We start from the raw sequence: 24,174 nt of genomic DNA, 5'->3' as shown, positions 1-24,174 counted from the left end.
GACTTACGGCGGTGGTCCGCATGGAGGTGTATTCATTGACATGCCAGCCTGCGACATTGGTTGACACGTAATATGGCAGGATGGTCTCGGGGAAGCGGGCTAGGCAACGGCGTCGACAAACCGGTGCTCGTCACGAGGAGTTCGCGGACGCCAAAACCCACGGCCCGGATTTCGAACGGTTCGGCTTCCCAGTGCCGACCGACCTCACCGACGTCTCAAGGATTACCGCGGTAGCTGACGATCTGATCCTGCCGGCGCTTCACACGCGATCACTCGCGCGACGGAGTATCCAGTCGACCAGCGCACATTTCATGCCCACACGGGTGTGGCAGGCCAGCTATGCGGTTGCTGCTGCCGATCATGTTCTTGAGCAGCTCAGCACACCGTGGCGTATTTTCGAGGTCGGGGACCGCGAAAACGAGCTCTGGGCGTGGCAACTACGTGAGGGGCTGGACAGTTACGCCCGTATCGCCTGGTGCATGCGGTTTGGGCACAGCACCGCTGCTGTCGCGCTAACTCGCCAATTCCTGGAACGATGGACGTACAACGTCGCCTTCTCTTGGGACCTGAGCCAAGATGCGGGTGAGGACGATCAAGATTTCATCGACCGGGTCTGGTCCCAGTACGAGGCGAGGCTCGAAGGCCGATCAACTGGGGAAGATTGGGCGGCGCTTTCGGAGCTTCTCCATGGACGGGTAGCGAACATCCAAGGTGAGCAAATCAGTTTGCAACTCACGCTGGCCCAGAACCACCGGGAGGTGCTCCATGCCTACCTTGCTGAAGTTTGCGAGGCCCCTCTGCTCCAAATTCGAGCATCCACTAGCCTCGTGGCTCAAGCCGAAGAGATTGACCCCTGTATAGCTCCAGCAATACTTCTAGCCGCGAACACGGTCTTTCCGATCGTGCCGCCGCCACCCGATCTCGACCCCGAGGCATTCCTCTCTATTTTCCACGAGCCTTTGAGCCACGACTTCGTGAGCTCCGCGGGTGCAAAGACCCTTCTTTCGTGGGGCGAGACGTATCGCACTCTCGTCAGAAGAGGTCTGGGCAAAAAATTCCGCTTGGCGCCGCACCAATCCTGGATGCCTATTGAAGAACGTTGGGTGCGAGCCGTCGAACAAGCTCAGTTGGCGTTCGACGATGAGGCTCAGCTTTTACGCGACGACTTCGCTCCCGAGGTCCTCGAGACCCGACTCATATGGTTCCAAGCGGTCACGGAAATGGCGGACCTCCTCGCGGATCAGCTCGAGCACGATGGACATTCTGCTTCCTTACGCACCGCCGCAGCCGCCATGGAGTCGGCGTGGATACTGTGGCTACAAGATGTCGATGAGTCGTTGACCTGCGTTCGTGCGGTGCTCGAATGCGTGGCGCGTGCACGAACGTTCCGGATGAAGCCGACACGGGCCGTCAAACTCTTTGCTCGGGGAAGGGCCACGACGCCCCATCGATGGTTGGACGCCGCCGGGTTGGGGAGGCTCGCCCCCTTTGGTCGGTCGCTCGGAGAGTTTGCACACATGATGGAGCGTTCGCGTCACGCCGGGTCGCGAGCCCTCCTGACTCTCATACAACTAGACGCGCCGCAGGAGACTGCGGAGCTAACTGCTCGCGCCAATGCGCTGTCGAGGGTCGCGATGATGCTGGCTCATGAAGTGTCCGCCACGCTCGACCTTCAGGACTCTTCGTTGGGCGATGTGTTTCGAGCCCACATCCTGACTGAAACTGAGGCGGAGACCGAGGCCGAGCTATTGAGATGGCTGGAGCGCGCGGCAACGTTCCGCGGCCATGACTTCGGCCCCGCTGACTATGCCGCTCCGGCCAAATGACTGGAACCGGGAATCGCCGTTCGGTAGTTGCCAAATAGTCATCGTGATCTGGGCACCGAGGTGCCCTGTTCTGCCCCAATCTGCGGGAAGTTGCGCTGGATGGCTTGCGCCAGATGATGGTGTCGCTTCGGGCTGTTGCGCATCTTCCGCACCAGGACTCGCAACGACACTGCCGTGAAGATCGAATAAATGTTCGATTTGGGTGGTATACTAGGCGACATGGATAACGTCGGTCGATCACGCTGTGGGATCGCGGAGCGCCAGCACCTGGCGACTATTCTGAGTGTCCACGTCTCACGGAGAGGACGATAGGCATGACGACCGCAAGCTCCTGGCTGGCATAACTGACCAGCTATTTCACTCCGTCGGCGACGCAGTTCGACGGTGCGAGGAGCCACAAGAATGCGATCGAGAGTCGACTCGACGCGGTCCTCGGTGTCTATCGAATGTTCGAGATCGGCTCATTGCGCCATGGAACCGGCGTCTGGCTGTACAGCGATGCGGACTATCTCGTATCGCTTAAGGGCATCCACCTGAGTCGCCGTGGACGATGCTCACGAAGGTTAAGGAGGCGCTTCAAGCGCGCTTCACCTCGACGACGATCACTATCCGTCAGCCGGCAGTCGTCTGTCAATTTTCCGATGGTGTCGTCGAGGTGGTGCCGGGCTACATCGCGACTGGCGGTGGCTACATGATTGCTAACCCGGCCGGCGGATGGATGAAGAGTTATCCCGAAGATCACAACAAGTACGTCAACGAGGTAAACACCAAGCACAACGGTGGCGCGAAGATGCTTGCTCGTCACCTCAAGATCTGGAAGTACAAGCGGGGCGTCCCTGTGTCGTCGTGCTACTTGGAGATGCGAGCCGCGAAGTATCTCAGCGACGACGACGCATACTTCCCAATCCTAGATCTGTACTACATATTGAGTCACCTACAGACTGTGCAGCTTGCGGCAATGAACGACCCAACCGGGCTCGGATCTCGCTTTGGTTCCTGCTCCTCGGATTCCAAGAAGCAGGACGCCCTGTCGAAACTGGGTGCGGCCGTGTCCCGTGCCCGGAAAGCGAAGGACTACTACCTGGCTAATGATGACGACAACGCAATCGAGCAGTTGAAGCTGCTCTTCGACCGGTAGGTACACATGGCAGACCTAAATGAGTACACCCCACCGACAAGCGCTTCCATCGCCAAGCGACAGAATGATGATGAGGCACTACGATTACTGCTCGCGCAGCGTCGCCTCTATACGAAGGCGAAGCGTTGGCAGGGCGTGCGATGGATTGGCTTAATTGTTCTCGGCGTCGCTGCGCCGTTCATCTCTATACTTTTGCCTTTGTTGGCGGTAGCTGTTGGTGCAGTGACAGGGCTGTGGCTCTTCGTCGGGCGAACGTGGCTCGCATCAGCCGAGGCGCGCACGATGACGCGTGCTGCGGCGATTCAAGAGGAACTCGATCTCTACATCTTCGACATGCCGAAGACAATCGAGCGCACCTCGTTGCCAACGCTCGAAGAAATCGAGCTACTCGTTCGTAGCGACGTCAGCCTGCGCGAGGCGGCGATTCGAGAGGAGCTGATCAACTGGTATGACGTCGACCCATCGCACCCTGCTGCAGAAACCGTCGCAATCGCCCAACGAGCCAACGCGTCCTACACAGACAGTCTCATCCGAAGCGCAGTGCGCGTGTGGGCAGCTGTTACGGCAATCTGGCTCACTGGCCTCATCGTTTGGAGCGCACTGAGCGGTCTCGCTTTCGGACTCATCCTGCTCGGTGTAATGTTCCCTGTTCTTCCTGCCGTGCTCGATGTTGCCGAGTACTTGCGGAGCACCTGGCGCGCGGCGCAGGACCGCGGAGATCTCGCGAAGACTATCCAGAGCCGTATCGAAGATGACCAACCGATCTCAGGGCAAGAGTTGATCGCCTGGCAGGTTCAGATGTACGACCTGCGCCGCACGACCCCCCAAGTTCCAGACTGGCTTTATAAGCTCAGGCGCAATACGAACGAGACCGCAATGCATGCCGCCGCCGCCCGACTGAGGAGCAAGAAGAAGTGACGCTCACAACCACCCAAGCGTTCAGTAAGTTCCTCGAGGACATCACTGCGACCGACAACCAGAAGTCAACTTTCATACCAAACCGCAAAGCGTCCGTCGACGAAGACATGGGAAAAGCATTCCCCTCCACATCAGATATGCCCTATTTTGAGGGTATTCTTATGGGGTCTGCTTCGAAGGGCACCATCATTCGTCCCCTTGACGACATCGACGTTCTCGCAGTGTTCTCGAACAAGAACGGCGCTTGGAGCAAGTATGCCTATGACTCGAAGAGCTTCATCTATCGAATTCGCGAAGCTTATGCGGGCACAAAGATCCAACAGGTGGGCACTCGGGGACAAGCTGTACGTGTATTCTACAAGACCGGTGGGCACGTCGACGTCGCGCCGGTTTTCTATCGTGGCAATGATGTCTATCATCTTCCGAATGGTACGGGCGGCTGGTTGCTCACGGCGCCGACAGTCGCGAACGCCTGGTTTTCTGAGAAGAACAAGGCGCTCGGTTACCATCTCGGCCCTGTGGTTCGTCTCATCAAAACCTGGAACCGTGCCCATTCCAAGCACTTCCGTTCCTTTCACCTCGAGACGGTTGCGGCCACGACCTTCAGCTCCCTCGGGAGTAACTACCGAGACGCTTTGCAGAAGTTTTTTGAGTGGGCACCACGCTACTTGAACGTAAGTGACCCGGGTGGCCAGGGCGGCGACCTCAGCACCTATCTCTCTTGGATGAGTCGCCAGAATCTCATTCAGGCGCTCAACACGGCTGCGGATCGCGCGAAGAAGGCTAACGAAGCCGAAGGTCGCGGCGATCACGCCGAGGCTAAAAGGCTGTGGAGGATCATTTTGGGGGACACCTTCCCGATCTCGTAGCACCATGCTCGTACCTGAAACGCAAGTGAACGCTGACGGTCCTTCGGATTGGAGTGGCGTCCATCGAGTAGCCGTCCGAGCTCGGGTCATGGGTCAGGTCTCCGTTGGTATCGTGCCGCAATCTTCAAGACGCAAGACTGGCTACGTCATCCGTGTCGCGCCAATCGCGCGCCCTGAGCCGGACTACGACAAGTTGGCCCGCGCCTTCTCTGAGCTGTCCCAACTCATACGCGAAGGGAAAGATGGTGATCATGGGTCTGGATCATCTTCTTGACTGTCGTCGGATCACGTTTCAGTTGCCTGGCGATCGCAGCATACGTCGCGCCGGCTAGGTACAGCTCATGCGCTTTCGTCTTCTCGTCATCCGTGATGGTCCGTCTCATCACGACACCAGCTGCAGTCAGGTGCTGGGAGACGGTGTAGCGGTGCAACCCATGCTTTCGTGCCAGCTCATAGATGCCGAGCCCAGCGCGGTAGTCGGCAACGAGTTGGTCTCGAACTAGGGGAGTGACTTGCTTCATGCGCGTCGTTCCCGGCGCAGTCGGCCGAGCTGGCTGCTGCAGCGTGCGAGCAATCACACCTCGACGAAGTGCGTCTCGCAGGGCCAATAGGGGTTGCGAATTACTCGCGAGCGCTTCGCTTGGGGCCACCACATCGGTCTCTGTAGAACAAGTGACCTTCTAAAAGCCATCTGTATGCGGCGTCTCTCCTCCGGGAGAGGCGCCGTTGTGGGTTTTCGCTATCGTGATGATCGTGGCGAACGGTTCCGCGAGCTGCCCTTCGATGCCTCCACCGCGCGCGATGAGGATGCATGTGGAGAAGGCTGGATGGAAGGTGAGTCGCAGCGCGTCCGTCGATGCATATTCTGGCGACCAGTTCGATGTCCGGACTCAGTGAGGAGAAACAGGTGAACGTGTCTGGGATTCTCGGTAGTTGTTTCCACTCGTTCTGGATCGGTGACGAGGACTGGGAATACGATGAGCGAGCCTCCCTGCAGGCTGGCATGCTCACACTGGGCGGGAACGGGAGCGGTTACCTCGTGGACACCGCCGCCCACACAGGTTACGTTCGCATCATCCTGGAGCACCTTGAGGATCCAGCGGCCGTCTCCGCAGACGACTGGGATGATGTTTCCTTGGCAACGCTCGTTCTCTCAACGAATCGTTTGTATGCCGCATCGATTGGTGGGCTCGGACAAGCTCTCGAGCTTCATCTGCCGAACGCGGGTCTTCACACGGTTCGAGTGTCCGGCAAGAACCGTGTGGAGGACGAGAGATCGTTTGACGAAACAGCCGCCGCTGAGACGTATCTGATCCAGATTTGGTCGACCTCACGTGCGATGCAACCTCAATCCATTCGGTTGACCTCGGATTGGGGCCAGGAACAGATGATGCACGGTGAGAGTGCCGGATAAGCAGGCCCTCCTTCTCGAAGTGCGCGTTGCTCAGGAGTGCCCGCTGACGCTGGCGAGAGAGCGTGAGCGCCCGACCGTCACCGTCACAGGGATCCCCGCGGCGGCGGGCTCCGTCACGAGCGAGTTCCACCTTCTGCCGGCAGATCCGCCTGCGACAGCTCATTGTTGCTCTTGACGAGTAACTTGTCTTTTGCAAGCATCACCCCATGGACGCCAGCATCTTCGTCAACATCCCCACGACCGACCTCGAACGCGCCAAGGCTTTCTACACGGCGCTGGGCTGCGACATCAATCCGAACTTCACCGACGACAATGCGGCGTGCATCGTGTGGAGTGACACCATTTACTTCATGGTGCTCACCCGCGAGTTCCTCGCGACGTTCACCGACAAGCCGATCGCCGACCCCCGCGAGACGCTGCAGGTGTCGCTCTCGTTCAGTCGCGATTCCCGGCAGGCCGTCGACGCGATCTTGGAGCTCGGTCTCGCCGCCGGGGGCACCGAGCCGCGCGAGGCGCAGGACTACGGCTTCATGTACTCCCGTGACCTCGACGACCCGGACGGAAACTCGCTCGGCTTCCTCTACATGGACCCGGTCGCGGCGGCAGAGGGCCCGTCGGCATCGCCGTCGGAGCGAGCACAGGCGTAGTGGCGGCCCGCAACTACGGGCAGTACTGCGGCGTCACGACGGCCGTCGAGCTGATCGGGGAACGCTGGGCGCTCCTGATCGTCCGCGACCTCCTCGTCGGTGCTCGGCGCTACACAGACCTGAAGCGAGGCCTGCCCCGGATTCCGACCAACATCCTCGCGGCGCGACTCAAAGAGATGCAGGACTCGGGGATCGTTCGTCGGGCCCCGTTCACGGGGCGCGGCCCGATCTACGAGCTGACCCCCTACGGGCGCGCGCTCGAACCCGTCGTGCTGGCCCTCGGTCGGTGGGGCTTCGCGGCGATGCGAGAGCCCGACGAGGGCGACGTCATCACGCCGGACTCGCTCACGATGGCGCTTCGAACAGCCTTCCAACCGGATGCCGCGGCGCGCCTTCCACCGATGGACTACGAGGTCCACGTCGCGGACGTAGCCCTGAGGGTCCGTGTGGCGGAGGGACGACTCGACGTGGTGCCTCTTGCGCCCGCCCTGCCACCGGTCGGCGGCGACCTGCCCGACGGCGAGCCCGACCTCGTCTTCGCTGCAGGCCCCGGCATCCGTGAGGTGATCGCGGGGTCGCTCACGCCCGCCGCCGCCGTGGAGTCCGGGGTGATCCGCGTGCTCGCCGGTGAGGCTTCGCTCCTCGACCTCTTCGCACGCACGTTCCACATCGAGATCACCGCTTCACCGGAGATCGACACCCCCGCGGTGCCCGCCTGACCGGTCGGCGTTGCACTCCACCGCCGGCCGCGTCGACTCAGCCGCCCCGGGCCCAGCCTTCTGGGGCGGCCATGTCCGACTCCATGCACTGCCCGATGGGTCAGTCAGTTCGGCGTAAGGGGCGCCTCAGACCAGCTTGGCGAGGGGGCGACGGCGCGGCCCGTCTCACATCCCCTGGAAGGTCTTGAGCTGGGCGAGCAGAGCGGGCGCTCCGCGGTCGAAGAGACGTCCGCCGACCACGACGCCAAGCGCGAAGACCGCCGCGCCCCAGACCACACCGACGACCAGGGCGATCCACCCCGCGGTTGACGATCCGCCGAACACCGCGATGAGGGCGGGAATGACGGCGGGCAGTGCGCCGACCGTGGCGACGAGCCAGCAGAGGAAGAACGCCAGCGTCATCACGAACGTCGAGCCCGGTACGCGCTTGAAGGGCGAGTCGCCTGGTGCGGGGGTGGGGATGACGAGGATGGCCGACGTGACGGCGCAGACGCCGTACCCGACGAGGAGGAGTCCGAGCGACCCACCCACGACCGCGGGGAGCAGGTCCCACCGCTGCGCGAGGGCCAGGGTGGCGATGTCGATCATCAGCACCAGGGGCACGCTGACGCTCGCGGCTCCCAGCATCCGCCCGAGGCGGTCGTCGCGGCCGCGGATGCCGGTCTGCATCACGGTGGCGAAGGCCGTTCCGTCATACGAGATGTCGGCGTAGGCGAGCACTCCGGCGAAGAAGCCGGCGAGAAGGCCCGAGGCGGCGAAGAACGGTCCGTCGAACTCGCCCCGCGAGGAGACGACCACGAGGATCGGCGCGAACGGCACGATGATGAGCTGGCGCAGGTACCGGAAGTCGCGGGTCCACGACGTGAGCGAGCGCGCCCACGTCGCACCGACCGGGGTGGAGGGCACGACGCCGAACAAGCCCAGCGACCCGGTCCGACGGCGCGCGGAGGATCGAGCGGGGGAGGCGACCACGGATGCCGACAGACTCCGGTTCCACAGGAGCCACAGGACGGCGAGGGTGGCCGCGGCGATCGCGAGCTTGAGGATGGCGGGAAGCCAGGCGTCCGTCGCGATGTCCCCGGGCACGGCCCATACCGCTCCGATCGGCGTCCACGAGACCGCCGCCACGATGCGCCGCAGCTGACCGCCCAGATCGGCGCTCGCCTCGAGTGCACTGGTGAGGCCGATGAAGAGGGGACTGGCGAAGATCAGCACGGTGAACCCGATGAGACCGACGATCTCGCGCCCGCGGCGACCTCCGCCGGCCCCCGCGGCCCGCGTCGCCACGGTGCGCGATGCGACCACGCAGATGAGCACACCGAGCGGAACGCACACGATTGCGGCGACGGCGGCGAGCGGCTCGCGCCCCCACACGACGAAGGTCACGAGCGCCCCCAGCGTCGTGGCAATCCCCGGGACGCCCGTGAGACCCCCGGCGGTGATGGCGATCATCATCTGGTTCGTCGTGAGCGGGAACGGTGCGAGTCTCGCCGGATCCAGGGTGGTGTCGATCCCGGCGGCGAAGATCGGCCCGACGACCCATCCGAGCGTCACCAGGGCGCCCACGGCGACGACCGCCGTGCGGGCGACGTCGAATCCGAGTGTCCCCGCGAAGAACAGCAGGACGCCAATCGTGCCGAGCGCCCACAACGCGCCGATGATGCCGAAGATGAAGCCGACCAGTTGCCCGGGGCTGCGCGCCAGGGTGTTGCCGAGCGTCCGGAAGCGGATCCTCAGGACTGTCGCAACCACTGCGGTCCCTCCGCGTGGTGGCGACCGCCGACGAGATCGATGAAGCGGTCCTGCAGAGTCTGTGCGCCGCGGACCTCGGCAACGGTGCCGGATGCCAGCAGTCGGCCCTGCGCGATCACGGCGACGTGATCGCACATGCGCTGGACGAGGTCCATCGAGTGACTGGAGACGATGATGGTGCCTCCGGATGCCGTGTACTGGCGCAGGATGTCCTCGATGTTGGCGGCGGACACCGGGTCGACCGACTCGAACGGCTCGTCGAGCACGAGCAGGCGGGGCGCGTGCACGAGCGCGCAGGCGAGGGCGATCTTCTTGGTCATGCCGGCGGAATAGTCGACGACGGGGATGCCGGCGGACTCGCCGAGGTCCATGATGCGCAGCAAGTCCGCCGTCCTGGAGGCGATCTCATCGCGCGCGAGCCCGAACATCTGGCCGGTGTACGTCACGAGTTGCTCGCCGGTGAGCCGATCGAACAGGCGCACGCCGTCAGCGAGGTTGCCGATGAGGCGCTTGGCCTCGACGGGACGCGCCCACACGTCGACCCCGTGGATACGCGCGGTGCCGGCATCGGGCCTCAGCAGACCCGTGGCCATCGACAGCGTCGTGGTCTTGCCCGCGCCGTTGGGGCCCACCAGGCCGTAGAAGGACCCCGTCGGAACCGTCAGGTCGAGACCGGCGACGGCGATCTTCCCCCCCGAACGTCTTCGCCAGTCCGCTCACCTGCATCGCGGGCTGCGTGTCGGATGCCGCGGGCGGGATCACCGCATCAGGGAGGGCGGGCGGTGGCACGTCGCGCGGGGTATCGGTCACCCCTCGAACCTATCGGCGGGAGGGTCGTCACCGCAGTGGCGGTGTCGTCTACGGGCCGGTGGCTCCGCGACCTCCACGATCTGATGGCCGGGCGGGGACGTCAGGAGCGGATCACCCCGCCCGCCACGACCGTGGCGACGACCCTCTCCATCGTCACGGCGAAGAAGACCCGGCGCGCCGCGGCGGGGAGCGGGCGGTGAGAGCGCGGAACGACGGATGCCACGGCCCCGGCCGGAAGTGGCGGTGGGGTCGTGGCATCCGGTGTCCGTTGTTACTCCTTCGGGGGAGCGACCACGCGCGGGGCGATGAACTCGCCCGTGCCGACGCGCGAGTGGCGGCGCGAGTAGGCGAAGTAGATGGCGAAGCCGAGGGCCAGCCAGATGAGGAAACGCAGCCATGTCTCGACCGACAGGTTGAGCATGAGGTAGGTGCAGATCAGGGCGGAGAGGATTGGCAGCACGGGGCTCCACGGCACGCGGAAGCCGCGCTTGAGGTCGGGCCGCTTGCGCCGCAGCACGAGCACGCCCACCGAGACCAGCACGAAGGCCGACAGGGTGCCGATGTTGACCATCTCTTCGAGGACGCCGATGGGCGTGAAGCCGGCGACGATCGCCACGATCGCGGTGACGACGATCGAGATGACCCACGGGGTGCGGAAGCGCGGGTGCACCTTGGCGAGCGAGCCCGGCAGGAGCCGGTCGCGCGACATCGCGAAGATGATGCGGGTCGCGCCGATCATGAGGGTGAGCACGACCGTCGTGAGGCCCGCGACGGCGCCGGCGGCGATCACCGTGGCCATCCACGTCTGCCCGTGGAAGGCGAAGGCGTTGGCGAGGGCGGCCGAGGGGTTCAGCTCGCTGTAGGGCACCATGCCGGTGACGACGATGGCAACGGCGCAGTAGAGGATCGTGCAGATCACGAGCGAGGCGATGATGCCGATCGGCAGGTCGCGCTGTGGGTTCTTCGTCTCTTCGGCGGTGGTCGCCACGACATCGAAGCCGATGTAGGCGAAGAACACCAGCGCCGCACCCGCGAGGATGCCGCCGACGCCGAAGGTGGCGGGCTCCAGGCCCGAGAGGAACTGCAGCAGCGGCTGGGTGAGTCCGGACGCCGACTCGGTGGGCACGGACTCCGGCACGAACGGGCTGTAGTTGGCCGGGTTGATGAACAGGATGCCGGCGACGATGACGAACAGGACGATGAACAGCTTCACCGCCACGAGCACGAGGTTCACCCGCAGCGACTCCTTGATGCCCAGGGTCATCAGGGCACCGAGCACGAGAACCAGCAGGATCGCGGGCAGGTCGACGACGCCGCCGTAGGAGATCGCCTCCGGGAGCACGATGCCGAGCTGCTGCAGGAAGGTGCCGAGGTAGGCGCTCCAGCCCTGCGCGACGACGCTGGCTCCGAGGAACATCTCGAGGATGAGATCCCAGCCGATGATCCACGCGAACAGCTCACCGAGCGAGGCGTACGAGAAGGTGTAGGCCGATCCCGAGACGGGGACGGTGGAGGCGAATTCGGCGTAGCACATGGCCGCGAGACCACACGCGATCGCGGCGATGATGAAGCTGATCACGACGGCGGGGCCCGCCACTTCGTTGGCGGCTCGGCCGGTCAACGTGAAGATGCCGGCACCGATCACGACACCGACGCCGAAGACGGTCAGATCGACCGCCGTCAGGGACTTCTTGAGTCGGAACTCCGGTTCGTCGGTGTCGGCGATGGACTGCTCCACCGACTTCGTTCGGAAAAGGCTCACGCTGCGCATCCTCTGTCTCAGGAGATGCCCAGGGAGCGGACACCACCCCCGGAGGATAGTCCCTTCCGCGCTCCCTGCCTATCCGTCGCCGCACGCGCGCCGCGGATGATGTCACGGAATTGAGAGTGCATGTAAATGAATTCGCGTGGGTGTAATCTTTACGCATTATGGCTATGAAACACATCACCCACCTCGTCGATGATCTCGACGGCTCCGTTCTCGAAGACGGCCAGGGAAAGCAGCTCACTTTCTCGGTCGAGGGTCGCGCCTATGAGATCGACCTCTCCGACCGCAACGCCGACAAGTTCTATTCCGCGATCGCGCCGTTCGTGGATGCCGCGCGTTCGGTGTCGCGGGGAAATGCCGCGACCCGCCGCAATCGTCCGGCGCGCCGCGCGAGCGACGTCGACCTCGGTGCCGTACGCGAATGGGCCCGCGCCAACGGACACACGGTGAGCGATCGCGGTCGTGTTCCGGCCACGGTGCTCGACGCGTATAACGAAGCGAATTCCTGATCACTCTCCGCATCAGCGCGGCCTGCACATGACGGCGCAGCTGGAGACCGGTGCGGTCACGCAATTCGCCGTGCTCGATGCGCTCTTGGCCGGTGTGTATTCGCAAGGGACGTCGGTCGTCGACGTGAGGGTGGCGGGTGACACCGGCGTGGGGTGCTGCGAAGGTCTCGGCGGAGAGGTCGTCATCCTCGACGGCGAGCTCTTCGAATGCACGGCGGATGAGCCTCCGCGGCTGATGACGGACGACGAGTTCCTGCCTTTCGTCGACGTCTGTCCGCTCGGGGAGGCCCCCGGCATCCCCATCGGTGACCTCGATCTGCGCGGTGTGGAATCGGTGATCGAGGAGGGCCTGCTCAGCCGCAACCTGTTCCACGCGGTGCGCATCGACGGAGTGGTCGCGAAGGTCCTGACGCGCGTCACGCGCCGACAGCTGCCACCTTTCCGCCCCCTCGCCGAGGTCGCTGCGGAACAGCTCGAGACCGTCACCCGCGACTGCGCGGGTACTCTCGTGGGCTTCTGGATGCCGCGCATCTATCAGGGCGTCACGGTCGCCGGGTTGCATCTGCATTTCCTCAGCGACGACCGTTCCGTCGGGGGCCATGTGCTCGATGTGCGCCTTCGCGAAGGGCGACTTCGTATGTCGGCCTACGCCGATCTGCACCTGCGGCTGCCGCGCGACGGACAATTCCTCTCGACGGAACTCACGCACGACGACGATCACCGAATCGTCGCCGTCGAGAGCCGCGGGGCCTCGTCGTCCGCGGCTTGAAAGAATCACCGCAAATGCGGGCGAACGCGAGGGTGAATTCGGATTAATTTCGCCGAGAAGCCCCCGGTCGGCGGTTTAAGGTCGGCGCATGGCGAAAAAGCACATCACACAGGTGATCGATGATCTCGACGGTTCAGTGATCGACGATGGCACGACCGTGCAGTTCTCCCTCGAAGGACGCGCGTACGAGATCGACCTGTCAGAAACCAACGCCGAAAAGATGCGCAACGCACTCCGGCCGTACATCTCTGCCGGTCGAGCGGCGGATTCTCCTCACTCGACACCGCGGCGGACCCCTCGCGGTCGCGCGATTCCGACTCGGGATCTCGCCGACGTGCGGGCCTGGGCGGAGAAGAACGGTCATCCCATCAATACGCGCGGCCGCATTTCGTCGTCGGTCCTCGAGGCCTACGACGCCGTCCACTGACCCCCATATGCAGAACCGGATGCCACGAGCCCGTGGCATCCGGTTCTTTTCTGTTGGGGCGGCGGCGGCGTCAGACGAGCGCGGTGCTCCCCGCGCCCACCGCGAGACGTTCGGCGGCGAGACCCTCGGCGGCGGCGAGCGGGGTCACACCGCGGGCGGCCGCCTCGTCGAAGACACGGCGGATCGTGTCGCCGATCCCGGCGACGCGGCCCATGATCTCGTCCAGGGTTCCGCGCTGCTTGGCCACGAGATCGAGGTAGATCACCCCGCCGGCGTTGACGACGAAATCGGGGGCGTACAGGATGCCGCGCTGCGCGAGGCGTTCGGCCCCGGAGCGCTCGGCCAGGGGGTTGTTGGCGGGGCCGCAGACCGCGCGGGCGTCGAGGGCGTCGATGACCTCGTCGGTGAGGACGCCTCCGATGCCGGCCGGGACGAACACGTCGGCCGGGACGAGGTGCGCCTCGCTCGGTTCTACCCACGCCGCGCCGAGCTCGGCGGCCCGCGCGCGCTTCGCCGGATTGACGTCGGTGACGGTCAGCGCGGCGTGCTCGGAGGCCAGGCGCTCGGCGAGGCGGCCACCGACCTGACCGAGACCCGCGATCGTGATGCGACGGCCGGCGACGTCGCCCGTGCCGACGGCGCGCTCGAGCGTGGCCACCAGTGACGAGTAGACCCCGAGGCTCGTGGGACCCGCGGGTTCCCCCGAGCCGCCGACCGAGTCGGGGAGCCCGACCACGTGCGCGGTGCGCTCGCTGACGACGAGCATGTCGTCGGTCGTGGAACCCACGTCCTCGGCCGTGCGGTACAGGCCGCCGAGGCTCTCGACGGCGTCGCCCAGGTCGAGGAAAGCCGCGCGCCGTCGGTCGGCGTCGAGCATCGTGCCCTCGGGGAGGCCGATCACGCTTTTGCCACCACCCGCGTCGAGGCCCGCGGCGGCGTTCTTCAGCGTCATGGCCGCCGACAGGCGCAGGGCATCTCCGAGCGCATCCGTCCAGGAGGGATAGGTCCACAGGCGCGCGCCGCCGAGGGCGGAACCGAGGACGGAGGAGTGCAGTGCGACGGCGACGAACAGACCGCTGCGTCGCCCCGTGATCACCTCCACGCGTTCGTGCGCGAATTCGGGCAGGGGCAGAGCGTTGGTCATCGCGTTCCTTGTCGTCGGCCGCCTTGTGGGCGGCGCTTCTCGGAGGCCGCAGCGTCGCGGCATCCGTCTTCCATTGTGTCGCGCGTCGTCGACGGACGCGAGGGGCGCGCGGCATGGTCTCGACGAGCCGCGCGGGGTGGCCGGTCAGGTCGAGATCGCGCGGGTGGCGTGGGCGGTTGCGCGTGCGCGGGGTGGGGTGGGGCGGGCGGTTGCGCGTGCGCGGGTGGGGTCGGGCGGGCGGTTGCGCGTGCGCGGGGTGGGATCGCGCACCACCTCAGCGATGCGCGGAGGATCAGTCGGGTGGCGGGTCTCGGGCTGAGAGTGCGCGCATCGCGGAGCGTGCGTCGAGGCTGCAGGGCGCGGCGTCGTTCTAGGCTGGCGGACATGTCCGACGCCCTCCCCGCCCGAAGTCGTCTCGTTGCCGCAGCCCTCCGGGACGTCGGTATCGAGGGCGAGATCGTCGTGCTTCCGGATGCCGCGTCGACGGCCGCGCTCGCGGCGGCAGCCCTCGGCATCGAGGTCGGCGCCATTGCGAACAGTCTGGTGTTCTGGAGCGACGACGAGCCGCTGCTGGTGATGACCAGTGGCGCGCACCGCGTGGACACGGTGGCTCTGGCCGAGCGGCTCGGGCGCGGTGGCATCCGTCGGGCGACGCCGGATCAGGTGCTGGCCGCGACCGGACAACCCATCGGGGGAGTGGCGCCGACCGGGCATCCCGCGCCGCTGACCACCGTGGTCGACGAGGACCTCGCAGCCTTCGCCGAGATCTGGGCGGCGGGCGGCACACCGCACACGGTCTTTCCGCTGACCTTCGACGAGCTGGTGTGTCTGACCCGGGGGACGGTCGCGCGCGTCGCGTGACCGCGCGCGCCGCGGGCGGGTGACGGCGGGTTCGGGGCGGGATCTGCGCGTTGGGGCGGGTTGATGCCGCCCCGAACGGCGCATCCCGCCCCGAACCCGGGGGTGGCTGCCCTGACCGGCGGCGGCGTCGTAGTGGTCGGGCGGGTGACGGCGGGTTCGGGGCGGGATCTGCGCGTTGGGGCGGGCTTTTGCTGCCCCGATCAGCGGATTCCGCCCCGAACCGGGGGGGCGGCGCGACCGGCGGGGTCTCGAGGCAGGTGAGCGACGCGGCATCGGGCCGGGCGACGACGCTCGAGAGCGACGCCGCCCGGCGGCTCACGCCCCGGGGGGTGGCGTGAGCGCGGTCAGGCACACCACCGCGGCGGCGGCCGACCACGCCTGGGGCCGGCACGCGGCCGGATACGGCGTCGGCACGGAGGAGTGACTGCGCGGGTCGCCGGAGTGCAGCTCGGGCACGCGGGAGGCGAAGCCCTCCGCGGCATCCAGCAGCCCGTCCACCACCGCGCGCGCCTGATCGCGCAGGCCCGCACGCTGCATCCCGTGCGCGGCGATCGCGGTGTCATGCACCCAGACGCTCCCGCCGTGGTACGACAGGGGCCAGTAGCCCGCGGCGCCGGTCGACATGGTGCGGATGCCGTACCCGCTCGACATGCTCTCGCCGAGCAGGAGGTCGGCGATGTGCGCCTCCTCGTCGGGCGAGAGGATGCCGGTGCCGATCAGGTGGCCGATGTTGCTCGTGAGCGAGTCGACGGGACGTTTGTCGCGGTCGAGGGCGACGGCGGGATAGCGCCCCTCGGGGGTCTCGACCCAGTACGTCTCGGCGAAGCGCGCCTTGAGGTCGTCGGCCCAGGCGCGCCAGAAGCGGACGTCGTCGGCATCCGTCGCCTCGCCGAGGGCGTCGAGCAGATCCGCACCGGCGAGAGCGGCCTCGTACGCATAGGCCTGCACCTCGCACAGGGCTATCGGACCCTCGGCGAGACGGCCGTCGCGCCACTGGATCGAGTCGCCGGAGTCCTTCCAGCCCTGGTTCGAAAGCCCGGTGCCGAAGCGGTCGATGTAGTCGAGGAAGCCGTCGCCGTCGCTGTCGCCGCTGTCGCGGATCCAGCCGAGGGCGCCGCGCAGCGTGGGGAGGAGCGCTTGCACCTCCGCCTCGGGCATGCCGGCGCGCCACGCGTCGGCGAGCAGGCAGATCCACAGCGGGGTGGAGTCGACGCTGCCGTAGTACTTCGGCGGCAGCACGATGCCCTCGCCCGGCATCTCGAGGGCCGAGGCCCGCAGCTCGTGGAGGATCTTGCCCGGCTCCTGCGCGGTCTGCGCGTCGTCGTCGACCCCCTGCAGCCGCGCGAGCACGCGAAGAGTGGATGCCGCGATCGCGGGGTCGAGCGGCAGCGCCAGGCGGGCGGCCCAGATCGAGTCGCGACCGAAGAGGGTGAAGAACCACGGCGCCCCCGCGGCGAAGAACTCGTCGTCGGGGTGCTCGGGCAGCACGAGACGGAGCGCGTCGAGGTCGTCGAGCGCGGTCCGCAGCCACCGCGCCAGGCGAGGGTCGGGCGCTCCCGCGGCGACGGCCGCGGCATCCCACCGCGCGGGGGCGGCCGTCGCGCCCACCACGAGGGTGTCGTCGCGCAGGGTCAGCGTCCAGGCCACCTCGGCGGTGCCGAACGCCGGAAGCTCCACGTCCCAGACGGCCTCGAGACCCTCGGCCCCGGATGCCAGCTGCGCGCCCGGTGCGACCAGCTCGAGGCCCTGCGCACCGGCGTCGACGAGCAGGCGGTCGTCGTCGACGGTGATGTCGGCCGCGACCGGCTGGGCGTGACCGGACTTGACCTCGTGTAACTGTGCGAACTCCGGTCGGAACGAGAGGCGCAGCGACGTCGTGATCGGTCGGTCGAGGCGCGACTGGACGGTCCACGCCTCGCTGACGACGCCGTCGCCCACGCGACGGTCGCGCAGCACCCGCACCTTGGGGTCGGGGGTGGTGTCGTCGAGGCCGCGCAGCAGGCCGCCGAAGACCACGCGCGAGGCGCCGTCGGGGGCGACCGAGATCCACTCGATCGGCGAGCCGGCGCACGCGGCGGCGAGCGAGCGCACGTGCCGGACGTCACCGTGGTAGACCCCGTGGACGGCAGTCGCACCCATGTCGCCGGTGGTGTCGGACCACACCTGGGTCGGGGCGCGGAGTGCGATCAGGGCGTCGTTCAGCAGAGGCTGGAGCGCGGCGGTGTCGAGGGGGGTCCCGGGGGGAGAGGCGGTGGGCGCGGTGGTCATTCTTTGACGGCTCCTTCACTGGCGTTCATGATGCGGCGCTGGAAGATAAAGAACACAACGGCGACCGGGATCGTCATGATGGCGGCGGCCGCGAGCTTGAGGGGGAACTGGCTCCCCTGGCTGAGCTGTCCGCTCGCCAGAGCGGCCACGCCCTTGGTCAGGGTGGTGAGTTCGGGGGACTGGGTGGAGATGACGAAGTGGCTCAGCTCGTTCCACGATCCCTGGAACGACAGGATCACGATCGTAATCAGGGCGGGGCGCGCCATCGGCAGCACGACCGACCAGAAGATGCGGAAGGTGCCGGCGCCGTCGATGCGCGCCTGCTCCTCGACGGACGGCGGGATCGACTCGAAGAAGTTCTTCATGATGAACACGCCCGCGGCATCCACGAGGAGCGGCAGGATCATGCCGGCGTACGAGTCGTAGATGCCGAGCTGGTTGATGACGAGGAATTTCGGGATCAGCAGCACCACCGTCGGGACGGCCATCACAGCGATGAGGCCTGCGAACACGAAGCCGCGACCGCGGAACTGCAGGCGCGCGAGCGCGTACCCGGCGAGGGAGTTGAAGAACACCCGACCGGCCGTGACGAACACCGTCACCACGGCCGAATTGCCGAACCACACGGGGAAGTCCGAGTTGAGGAACAGGCGCTCGTACGCCGCCCACGTGAAGGGCTGCGGCGCCAACGAGATGGGGTCGGCGGCGGCCGCGGCATCCGTCTTGAACGACGTCGCCACCTGCACCAGGAAGGGGTAGATGTAGACGAGCGCGAGGACGATCAGCAGGACGTACAGACCGATCTGCCAGCGCAACGCTTTGCCCGACAGGCGGTGCTTCCTCGGGCGGGCGGGGCCCTCGAGGCGCTGTTCGGCGAGGACGGTGGTCTGGGGGGATACCGTGGCGGTCATCGCCGGGCTCCCTTCGTGTCGACGGAGGGTGCAGGCTTCGGCGTGCGCACCTCGTACTGGCGGATCCGCCGTTTCGAGACGGGGCGATCGCGCAGCACGAAGCGCTGGAGGATCGTCAACGCGACGATGATGACGAACAGCACGAAGGCGATCGCCGCACCCTGCCCCCACTGCTGCGACAAGAATGCCGAGGAGTAGCTGAGGTACGCGGGGGTGAGGGTGGTCTTGCCGGGGCCGCCCTGTGTGCCGGTGTAGATCTGGTCGAACACCTGCCAGGTGCCGATGAGGCCCAGGGTCAGCACCGTGAACAGCACGGGCTTGAGCTGCGGCAGGGTGACCCGCCAGAAGCGCTGCCAGCCGGTGGCGCCGTCCATCATGGCGGCCTCCTGCACGTCGCCGCCGATGTTCTGCAGGCCCGCGATGAACAGCAGCATGAATGTGCCCGAGGTCGTGAACACGGCCATCAGGATGAACGCCGACATCGCCACCGAGGGGCCGGCGAGCCAGTCCCACCACGAGACGCCGAGCATCGTGTTGCCCGTGAGGAACGCCGGTCCGGTGGTGATGCCCACGGCGCCCAGGAGGTTGTGGACGACGCCCGAGGGATCGCTGAACCAGTTGGGGCCGTTGATGCCGAGCCACGACAGCGTCTCGTTGACGGCGCCGGATGCCGAGAAGAGGAACCGCCACAGGACGGTGATGGCGACCGAGCTGGTGACGGAGGGGAAGTAGAACGCGGTGCGGAAGAACCCGCGACCGCGCAGGACCGCGCGATTGACGAGTACCGCGAGGAAGAGCGAGAGCGCCGTCTGCAGCGGCACCACGAGCAGCACGTACCAGCCGTTGTTGCGCAGCGCGGTGCCGAAGTCACGTTCGGCGAGACCCCCGCCGGTGGTGACGGCGGCGTAGTTGTCGACGCCGACGAAGTTCACGTTCGACGAGAAGGGGCTGCCGCGACCGGTCCAGTCGGAGAAGCTGACCCACAGCGCCATGAGCACGGGGACGAGCAGGAACACACCCAGGATGACGAGCACGGGTGCGGTGAAGAGCCAGCCGGCGGCGGCCTCGCCGCGCCGGATCCCCGAGGATCCGACGCGGCGCGGCGCGGTGGTGAGAGCACTCACGATTACGGGACGATCGCCTCGAGGTTGGACTGCGCCGTCTGCAGCAGTGCCTGGGGGTCGCCGGTCTTCAGTGACTCGAGCTGCGCGTTGAAGTCGGTGATGACGTCGGCGGCGCCGGCCATGTTCGGCGGGAACTGCGCGTACTCGGCGCCCGCGAGGAACGCGGTCAGGTCGGGGTTGGCGCTGGACCACGCGTCAGCGGCGGACTGGATCGACGGCATCGGTCCGAACGCCTTCGAGAACGCCAGCTGCTGGTCGGTGCCGGTGAGGTACTCGACCAGGTCGCGGGCCTGCTCCTGGTTGCCGCTGTCGGCGGCGAGGCCCCAGCAGTTCGTGAACTGCAGCGTGCCCTTGCCGCCGGGGCCGGCAGGGAGCTCGGCGACCGTGTAGTTCACGTCGGGGTAGTCGGCGGACATCGCACCTGTGATCCAGTTGCCCTCGATGACCATGGCGGCCTTCTGCGTGCCGAGGGCTTCGCCGCCCCAACCGGCGCCCACGTCGGAGGCGAAGGCGAAGGTGCCGTCGTTGAGGTGCGACTTTACGTAGGTGAGGGCCTCGACGTTCTCGGCGCTGTCGGCCGTGGCCGCGCCGTCGGTGACGAGCCCGCCGCCGGCCTGGGCCATGAAGGCGCCGACGCGCTGGTACTCGGCGCCGAAGGCGAGCCCGACGCGCCCGTCGGCGGTCAGGCGCTGGGCGACGGATGCCAACTGGTCCCACGTCGTGGGGAGGTCGGCATCCGTGAGTCCGGCCGCGGTCCACAGATCGGTGTTGATGATGAGCGCGAGGGTGGAGAAGTCCTTGGGGGCGCAGGAGAAGCTGCCGTCGACGGTGAAATTGTCGACCAGGGAGGGGTAGAAGTCGTCCTTGTTGGCGAGGTCGTCGCCGTAGGCGGCGATCGAGCCGTTCGCCGCGTAGCCGGCGAGGGCCTCGGGCGCGAGGTAGAAGAGGTCGGGCGGGGAGCCCGCGGCGAAGCCCTGCGAGAGCTGCTGGGGCAGGTCGTTGGCGGTCTGCACCTCGGCCGCGACGCCGGACTGCTCGCTCCACGCGGCGACGGCGTCGGTGACGGCGGCGGTCTCGGCGTCGCCCGAGGAGCCGATGAGGATGCTGAGGCTGCCGCTGCCGGAGGCCCGGCCCTCGCCGGGGGTGTCGTTGAAGCCCGAGCCGCAGGCGGTGAGCGTGAGGGCTCCGGTGGCCAGCAGCGCGCCGGCGGCGAGCGCCGTGCGTGTGCGGGGTGCGGGCGTGTGCCGTGTCATGTGTCTCTCTCCTTCGATGAGGCATGCGACCCCTCCGCATGTGGTCGGAGGGCCGTCAGTTTGAACGTTCAAATGACGGTTGTTCCACGGTACGAACCCGTCGCGGCAGATGTCAAGAGGTTGCCGCTCGGCCTAGGCTGTCGGTCTGGGCGTACCTCCGGGGTCTGCTGTGGTCGTCATCGGTCTGCGGACGCGACATCGGACGGCGGCTTCCGCGGGCCGGCACCGGATCGTGGCGGTCGACACCGACTGGCACCGACGGAGATCGGCCGGCGGGGATCGACAGCGGCTCGGGCCGGCCGACACCGGCTCGCCGACCGAGGGCGGCTTGCGCGACCGAAAGCGGGTCGCCGACCGAGAGCGGCTTGCGCCGACCGACACGGGGGAGGGATGACATGGCGAAGGCGCCCACCGTCGACGACGTCGCCCGAGCCGCCGGCGTCTCGCGGCAGACCGTGTCGAACGTGGTGAACTCTCCCGGCATCGTCCGCGAAGCCACACGGCAGCGGGTGGAGGCGGCGATCGCCGAACTCGGCTACCGCCCGCACGCCGCCGCGCGCCGGTTGCGGATGCGTCGGAGCTCCACCATCGGCATCCATCTCGATCCGTATGCGGGCGGCATTTCGGGCGTGGTCCTCGACCGGTTCGTGCACGCCCTCACGGAACGCGCGGGAGAGCGCGACATGCGCGTGCTGCTGTACGCCGCGCGCACGCCCGAAGAGGAGATCGCCCGCCTCGGCGATCTGCTGGAGGGCGGAGAAGTGGATGCCGTGGTCGTCACCGGCACGTTCCACGGCGACCCCCGCACCGGGTGGCTGACGGCACGCGGCCTGCCGTTCGTGTCGTTCGGCCGGCCATGGGGAGAGGACGACGTCGAAGCACCGGCGCATCTGTGGGTCGACGTCGACGGAGCGGCGGGAACACGAGCCGCGACGGAGCACGCGAGCGCGCGCGGCGGCGGACGGGTGGCCTTCCTCGGGTGGCCCGCGGGGTCGGGCACCGGCGACGAGCGCGAGCGCGGCTGGCGCGAGACCGCCGGCGACGGACCCCGGTGGGTCGTCGAAGAGAACGTCTCGGCCGCGCGCGAGGTGGTCGCGGCCGGTCTCGTGGCGGATCCGGGTGTCACCGGCATCGTGTGCGCGAGCGATTCCCTGGCCGTCGGGGCGCACCTCGCGACGTCGTTCGCCGGCCGCCCCGACATCACGGTCGTCGGCTTCGACAACACCCCCGCCGCCGAAGCCCTCGGGCTCTCGAGCGTGGAGCAACTGCCCGAGCGGGTGGCATCCGGGGCCCTCGATCTGCTCATGGGCGACGGGACGGTCGTCGCGCCACGTGCCGCGACCGCGGGTGCGGCGCACGTGCTGGTGGAGCCGCGGCTCGTCGTGCGCTGAGCCGCGGGTGGGGCGTTGCACTGGGGCGTCGCTGTGGGGGCTGGCTGTGGGGCGTGGCTGTGCGGCTCAGCCGTGGGGGCGTGGCTTGTGGGGCTCAGCCGTGGGGGTCAGCGGCTGAGGCGTCGCTGTGGGGGTCAGCATTGGGGCGTGGAATGTGCAGTGGGGCGGTCGGTGCTCGCCCCGGTGCACATTTCGTGCCCCGGAGGGGGTGGCGGCGTGCATTCTCTGGTTTTGGGGCGGGATCGGCCGGTTGGGGCGGGGAGGTCGCGCCCCGGACGGCGGAATCCGCCCCGAACCGACGAGGCACCCCCTCGCAACGGGTGGAATCCGCCCCGAACCGGCCGGCGCGTGAATGCAGCATGGCGCGGTGCGGGGCCGTGGTGAGCAGCATGGGGGCGGAGAATGTGCATCGGGGCGGTCGGCGTTCGCCCCGGTGCACATTTCGTGCCCCGGAGGGGGTGACCGCGTGCATTCTCCGGGTTGGGGCGGGATCGGCCGGTTGGGGCGGGGAGGTCGCGCCCCGAACGGCGGAATTCGCCCCGAACCGGCGAGGCACCCCCACAGCCGGCGTGGCACCCCGCATGACGGGCGGAATCCGCCCCGAACCGGCCGACGCGTCGATGCCGCGGCGTGGTGCCGGGCCGTGTTGAACAGCATGGGGGCGTGAAATGTGCAGTGGGGCGGTCGGCGATCGCCCCGGTGCACATTACGCGCCCCAGAACCGGCAGGCGCCCCGAAACCGGCATGGGCCCCGAAACCGGAATTCGCCCCAAACCGGCGGGGCGGAATGCCGACGCGGCGCCAGGGCGAACCGGCGGACAAGCGGGTCAGGGGTGGCGGCCGATGCGACGCGCGAGCTCGGCGGCGGTGGTGGACGCGGCGTCCGCGAGCAAGGCGGCATCCCTCTCCGGACCGTCCGTGGGCCACGTGATCGCCACCGCGGCCGCGGGCCAGCCGGTGTGGTCGAGTACCGCGGCGGCGACGGAGCGGAATCCCGGCGTGACCTCGCCGTCTTCGCTCGCGAAGCCCGCGACGCGCACCTCGCGCAGCAGCTCCCGCAATGCCCGCGGCGTGGCGGGGCCCGAACCGTGACGCTCGGTGAGGGCCGTGGCATCCGGGAACGACGCGCGTACCTGCTCGCGGGGGAGGGCGGCGAGCATCGCCCGCCCCGTCGCGGTGAGATGGGCGGGCAGGCGCACGCCGACGTCGGTCACGAGCGCGGGACGGCGCGGGGCACGCTCCTCGACGATGTACAGCACGTCGCGACCCGCGAGCACGGCGAGGTGCGCCGACTCCCCGACGCGGTCGGACAGCGCCGCCAGCAGGGGCCGACCCAAGCGGGCCAGGGGCTGCTGCCGGGCGTACCCGCCGCCGAGCTCGAACGCTGCAGTGCCGAGACCCCACCGCCGGTCACCGGGCAGGTGCACCACGTAGCCGTGCTCCTCGAGGGTGGCGAGCAGATGGTAGGTGCTCGAGCGGGGGATGCGAAGGCTCGTCGCGATCGTATGCGCGGCGACCGGGCCCGGTTGGCGCGCGAGCAGGGAGAGGATCCGCAGCGTCTGGTCTGCGGCGGGAACCTGGGGGCGGGGAATGTCTGGCATGACAGACACAGGATGCCAGAACCCCCTCGCCGCGGGCCAGCGATCGCGGTGGAAT

Annotated in this window: 22 protein-coding genes and 1 pseudogene; 13 read left to right on the top strand and 10 right to left on the bottom strand. The window is 67.4% G+C overall.

The features are described from left to right. Positions 1–80: 80 nt before the first annotated feature. The 4 genes from MT347_RS05500 to MT347_RS05485 all read left to right on the top strand — a co-directional run bounded on the left by MT347_RS05500 (position 81) and on the right by MT347_RS05485 (position 4,751). Positions 81–1,826 carry a hypothetical protein gene (locus tag MT347_RS05500; RefSeq protein WP_243498849.1) on the top strand — a complete coding sequence of 582 codons (1,746 nt, stop codon included), beginning with the start codon at positions 81–83 and terminating at the stop codon, positions 1,824–1,826. Between the two features lie 550 nt (positions 1,827–2,376). Next, entirely contained in the window at positions 2,377–2,964 is a 588-nt protein-coding gene (locus MT347_RS05495; RefSeq protein ID WP_243498846.1) for a hypothetical protein, read from the top strand. 6 nt (positions 2,965–2,970) lie between these two features. Further along, entirely contained in the window at positions 2,971–3,882 is a 912-nt protein-coding gene (locus tag MT347_RS05490; protein WP_243498844.1) for an S-4TM family putative pore-forming effector, read from the top strand. Beyond that, positions 3,879–4,751 carry a hypothetical protein gene (locus MT347_RS05485; protein ID WP_243498842.1) on the top strand — a complete coding sequence of 291 codons (873 nt, stop codon included), beginning with the start codon at positions 3,879–3,881 and terminating at the stop codon, positions 4,749–4,751. Before MT347_RS05490 ends, MT347_RS05485 begins: the two co-directional genes overlap by 4 nt. Before the next feature lie 224 nt (positions 4,752–4,975). Here the strand turns inward: MT347_RS05485 and MT347_RS05480 are convergent, their stop codons facing one another. Next, entirely contained in the window at positions 4,976–5,272 is a 297-nt protein-coding gene (locus tag MT347_RS05480) for a helix-turn-helix domain-containing protein (RefSeq protein WP_243498840.1), read from the bottom strand. 335 nt (positions 5,273–5,607) lie between these two features. On the opposite strand from MT347_RS05480, the gene MT347_RS05475 reads away from it, so the two are divergent. From MT347_RS05475 to MT347_RS05465, 3 genes are all read left to right on the top strand, one after another. Continuing rightward, positions 5,608–6,165 (top strand): hypothetical protein, encoded by a 558-nt coding sequence (locus MT347_RS05475; protein ID WP_243498838.1) that lies wholly within the window; start codon positions 5,608–5,610, stop codon positions 6,163–6,165. 206 nt (positions 6,166–6,371) lie between these two features. Then, entirely contained in the window at positions 6,372–6,812 is a 441-nt protein-coding gene (locus tag MT347_RS05470) for a VOC family protein (protein ID WP_243498836.1), read from the top strand. Next, the gene (locus tag MT347_RS05465) at positions 6,812–7,531 is read left to right on the top strand and encodes a helix-turn-helix domain-containing protein (RefSeq protein WP_243498834.1); all 720 of its coding nucleotides are present in this window, start codon (positions 6,812–6,814) and stop codon (positions 7,529–7,531) included. Before MT347_RS05470 ends, MT347_RS05465 begins: the two co-directional genes overlap by 1 nt. A 165-nt stretch (positions 7,532–7,696) precedes the next feature. On the opposite strand, the gene MT347_RS05460 is transcribed toward MT347_RS05465, so the two are convergent. Both MT347_RS05460 and MT347_RS05455 read right to left on the bottom strand, forming a co-directional pair. Further along, positions 7,697–9,283, bottom strand: coding sequence for a hypothetical protein (locus MT347_RS05460; RefSeq protein WP_243498832.1), 1,587 nt, complete (start codon positions 9,281–9,283; stop codon positions 7,697–7,699). After that, a pseudogene (locus tag MT347_RS05455) lies at positions 9,265–10,009 on the bottom strand (ABC transporter ATP-binding protein). Before MT347_RS05455 ends, MT347_RS05460 begins: the two are co-directional and overlap by 19 nt. A 56-nt stretch (positions 10,010–10,065) precedes the next feature. Between MT347_RS05455 and MT347_RS05450 the strand changes: the two are divergent. Continuing rightward, complete coding sequence (locus tag MT347_RS05450) at positions 10,066–10,293, top strand: hypothetical protein (protein ID WP_243499079.1); 228 nt, start codon at positions 10,066–10,068, stop codon at positions 10,291–10,293. Between the two features lie 71 nt (positions 10,294–10,364). Here MT347_RS05450 and MT347_RS05445 read toward each other — a convergent pair whose 3' ends face one another. Beyond that, the gene (locus tag MT347_RS05445; RefSeq protein WP_308194208.1) at positions 10,365–11,855 is read right to left on the bottom strand and encodes an amino acid permease; all 1,491 of its coding nucleotides are present in this window, start codon (positions 11,853–11,855) and stop codon (positions 10,365–10,367) included. A gap of 173 nt (positions 11,856–12,028) precedes the next feature. Here MT347_RS05445 and MT347_RS05440 point away from each other — a divergent pair, with 173 nt between their 5' ends. The 3 genes from MT347_RS05440 (at position 12,029) to MT347_RS05430 (ending at position 13,566) form a co-directional block, all read left to right on the top strand. Further along, on the top strand, positions 12,029–12,370 hold the full coding sequence (locus MT347_RS05440; RefSeq protein ID WP_308194207.1) for an Lsr2 family protein: 342 nt from the start codon (positions 12,029–12,031) through the stop codon (positions 12,368–12,370). Positions 12,371–12,398: 28 nt separating this feature from the next. Continuing rightward, positions 12,399–13,139, top strand: a complete 741-nt coding sequence (locus MT347_RS05435; protein ID WP_243498824.1) for an acetolactate decarboxylase — start codon at positions 12,399–12,401, stop codon at positions 13,137–13,139. Positions 13,140–13,227: 88 nt separating this feature from the next. After that, complete coding sequence (locus MT347_RS05430) at positions 13,228–13,566, top strand: Lsr2 family protein (RefSeq protein WP_243498822.1); 339 nt, start codon at positions 13,228–13,230, stop codon at positions 13,564–13,566. A gap of 70 nt (positions 13,567–13,636) precedes the next feature. Here MT347_RS05430 and MT347_RS05425 read toward each other — a convergent pair whose 3' ends face one another. Then, complete coding sequence (locus tag MT347_RS05425) at positions 13,637–14,710, bottom strand: Glu/Leu/Phe/Val dehydrogenase family protein (protein ID WP_243498821.1); 1,074 nt, start codon at positions 14,708–14,710, stop codon at positions 13,637–13,639. Positions 14,711–15,094: 384 nt separating this feature from the next. Here MT347_RS05425 and MT347_RS05420 point away from each other — a divergent pair, with 384 nt between their 5' ends. Beyond that, on the top strand, positions 15,095–15,571 hold the full coding sequence (locus tag MT347_RS05420) for a YbaK/EbsC family protein (protein ID WP_243498819.1): 477 nt from the start codon (positions 15,095–15,097) through the stop codon (positions 15,569–15,571). A 315-nt stretch (positions 15,572–15,886) separates the two neighbouring features. Here MT347_RS05420 and MT347_RS05415 read toward each other — a convergent pair whose 3' ends face one another. From MT347_RS05415 to MT347_RS05400, 4 genes are read right to left on the bottom strand one after another with little or no spacing between them, the layout of a single operon-like run. Next, positions 15,887–17,839 carry a glycogen debranching N-terminal domain-containing protein gene (locus tag MT347_RS05415; protein ID WP_243498817.1) on the bottom strand — a complete coding sequence of 651 codons (1,953 nt, stop codon included), beginning with the start codon at positions 17,837–17,839 and terminating at the stop codon, positions 15,887–15,889. Beyond that, complete coding sequence (locus tag MT347_RS05410; protein ID WP_243498816.1) at positions 17,836–18,750, bottom strand: carbohydrate ABC transporter permease; 915 nt, start codon at positions 18,748–18,750, stop codon at positions 17,836–17,838. The genes MT347_RS05415 and MT347_RS05410 overlap by 4 nt, the downstream gene beginning before the upstream one ends. After that, positions 18,747–19,874: a carbohydrate ABC transporter permease gene (locus MT347_RS05405; RefSeq protein ID WP_243498813.1), complete on the bottom strand. Its 1,128-nt coding sequence runs from the start codon at positions 19,872–19,874 to the stop codon at positions 18,747–18,749. Before MT347_RS05405 ends, MT347_RS05410 begins: the two co-directional genes overlap by 4 nt. Before the next feature lie 2 nt (positions 19,875–19,876). Continuing rightward, the gene (locus tag MT347_RS05400) at positions 19,877–21,127 is read right to left on the bottom strand and encodes an extracellular solute-binding protein (protein WP_243498811.1); all 1,251 of its coding nucleotides are present in this window, start codon (positions 21,125–21,127) and stop codon (positions 19,877–19,879) included. A gap of 395 nt (positions 21,128–21,522) precedes the next feature. Between MT347_RS05400 and MT347_RS05395 the strand changes: the two genes are divergently transcribed. Continuing rightward, the gene (locus MT347_RS05395; RefSeq protein WP_243498809.1) at positions 21,523–22,518 is read left to right on the top strand and encodes a LacI family DNA-binding transcriptional regulator; all 996 of its coding nucleotides are present in this window, start codon (positions 21,523–21,525) and stop codon (positions 22,516–22,518) included. A gap of 827 nt (positions 22,519–23,345) precedes the next feature. Here the strand turns inward: MT347_RS05395 and MT347_RS05390 are convergent. Beyond that, positions 23,346–24,119: an IclR family transcriptional regulator gene (locus MT347_RS05390; RefSeq protein ID WP_243498807.1), complete on the bottom strand. Its 774-nt coding sequence runs from the start codon at positions 24,117–24,119 to the stop codon at positions 23,346–23,348. Positions 24,120–24,174: the final 55 nt, after the last annotated feature.

Source organism: Microbacterium sp. VKM Ac-2923 (assembly GCF_022815605.1).
In the GTDB taxonomy this organism is placed as follows: domain Bacteria; phylum Actinomycetota; class Actinomycetes; order Actinomycetales; family Microbacteriaceae; genus Microbacterium.
This window is presented reverse-complemented; position numbering and strand designations above follow the sequence as displayed.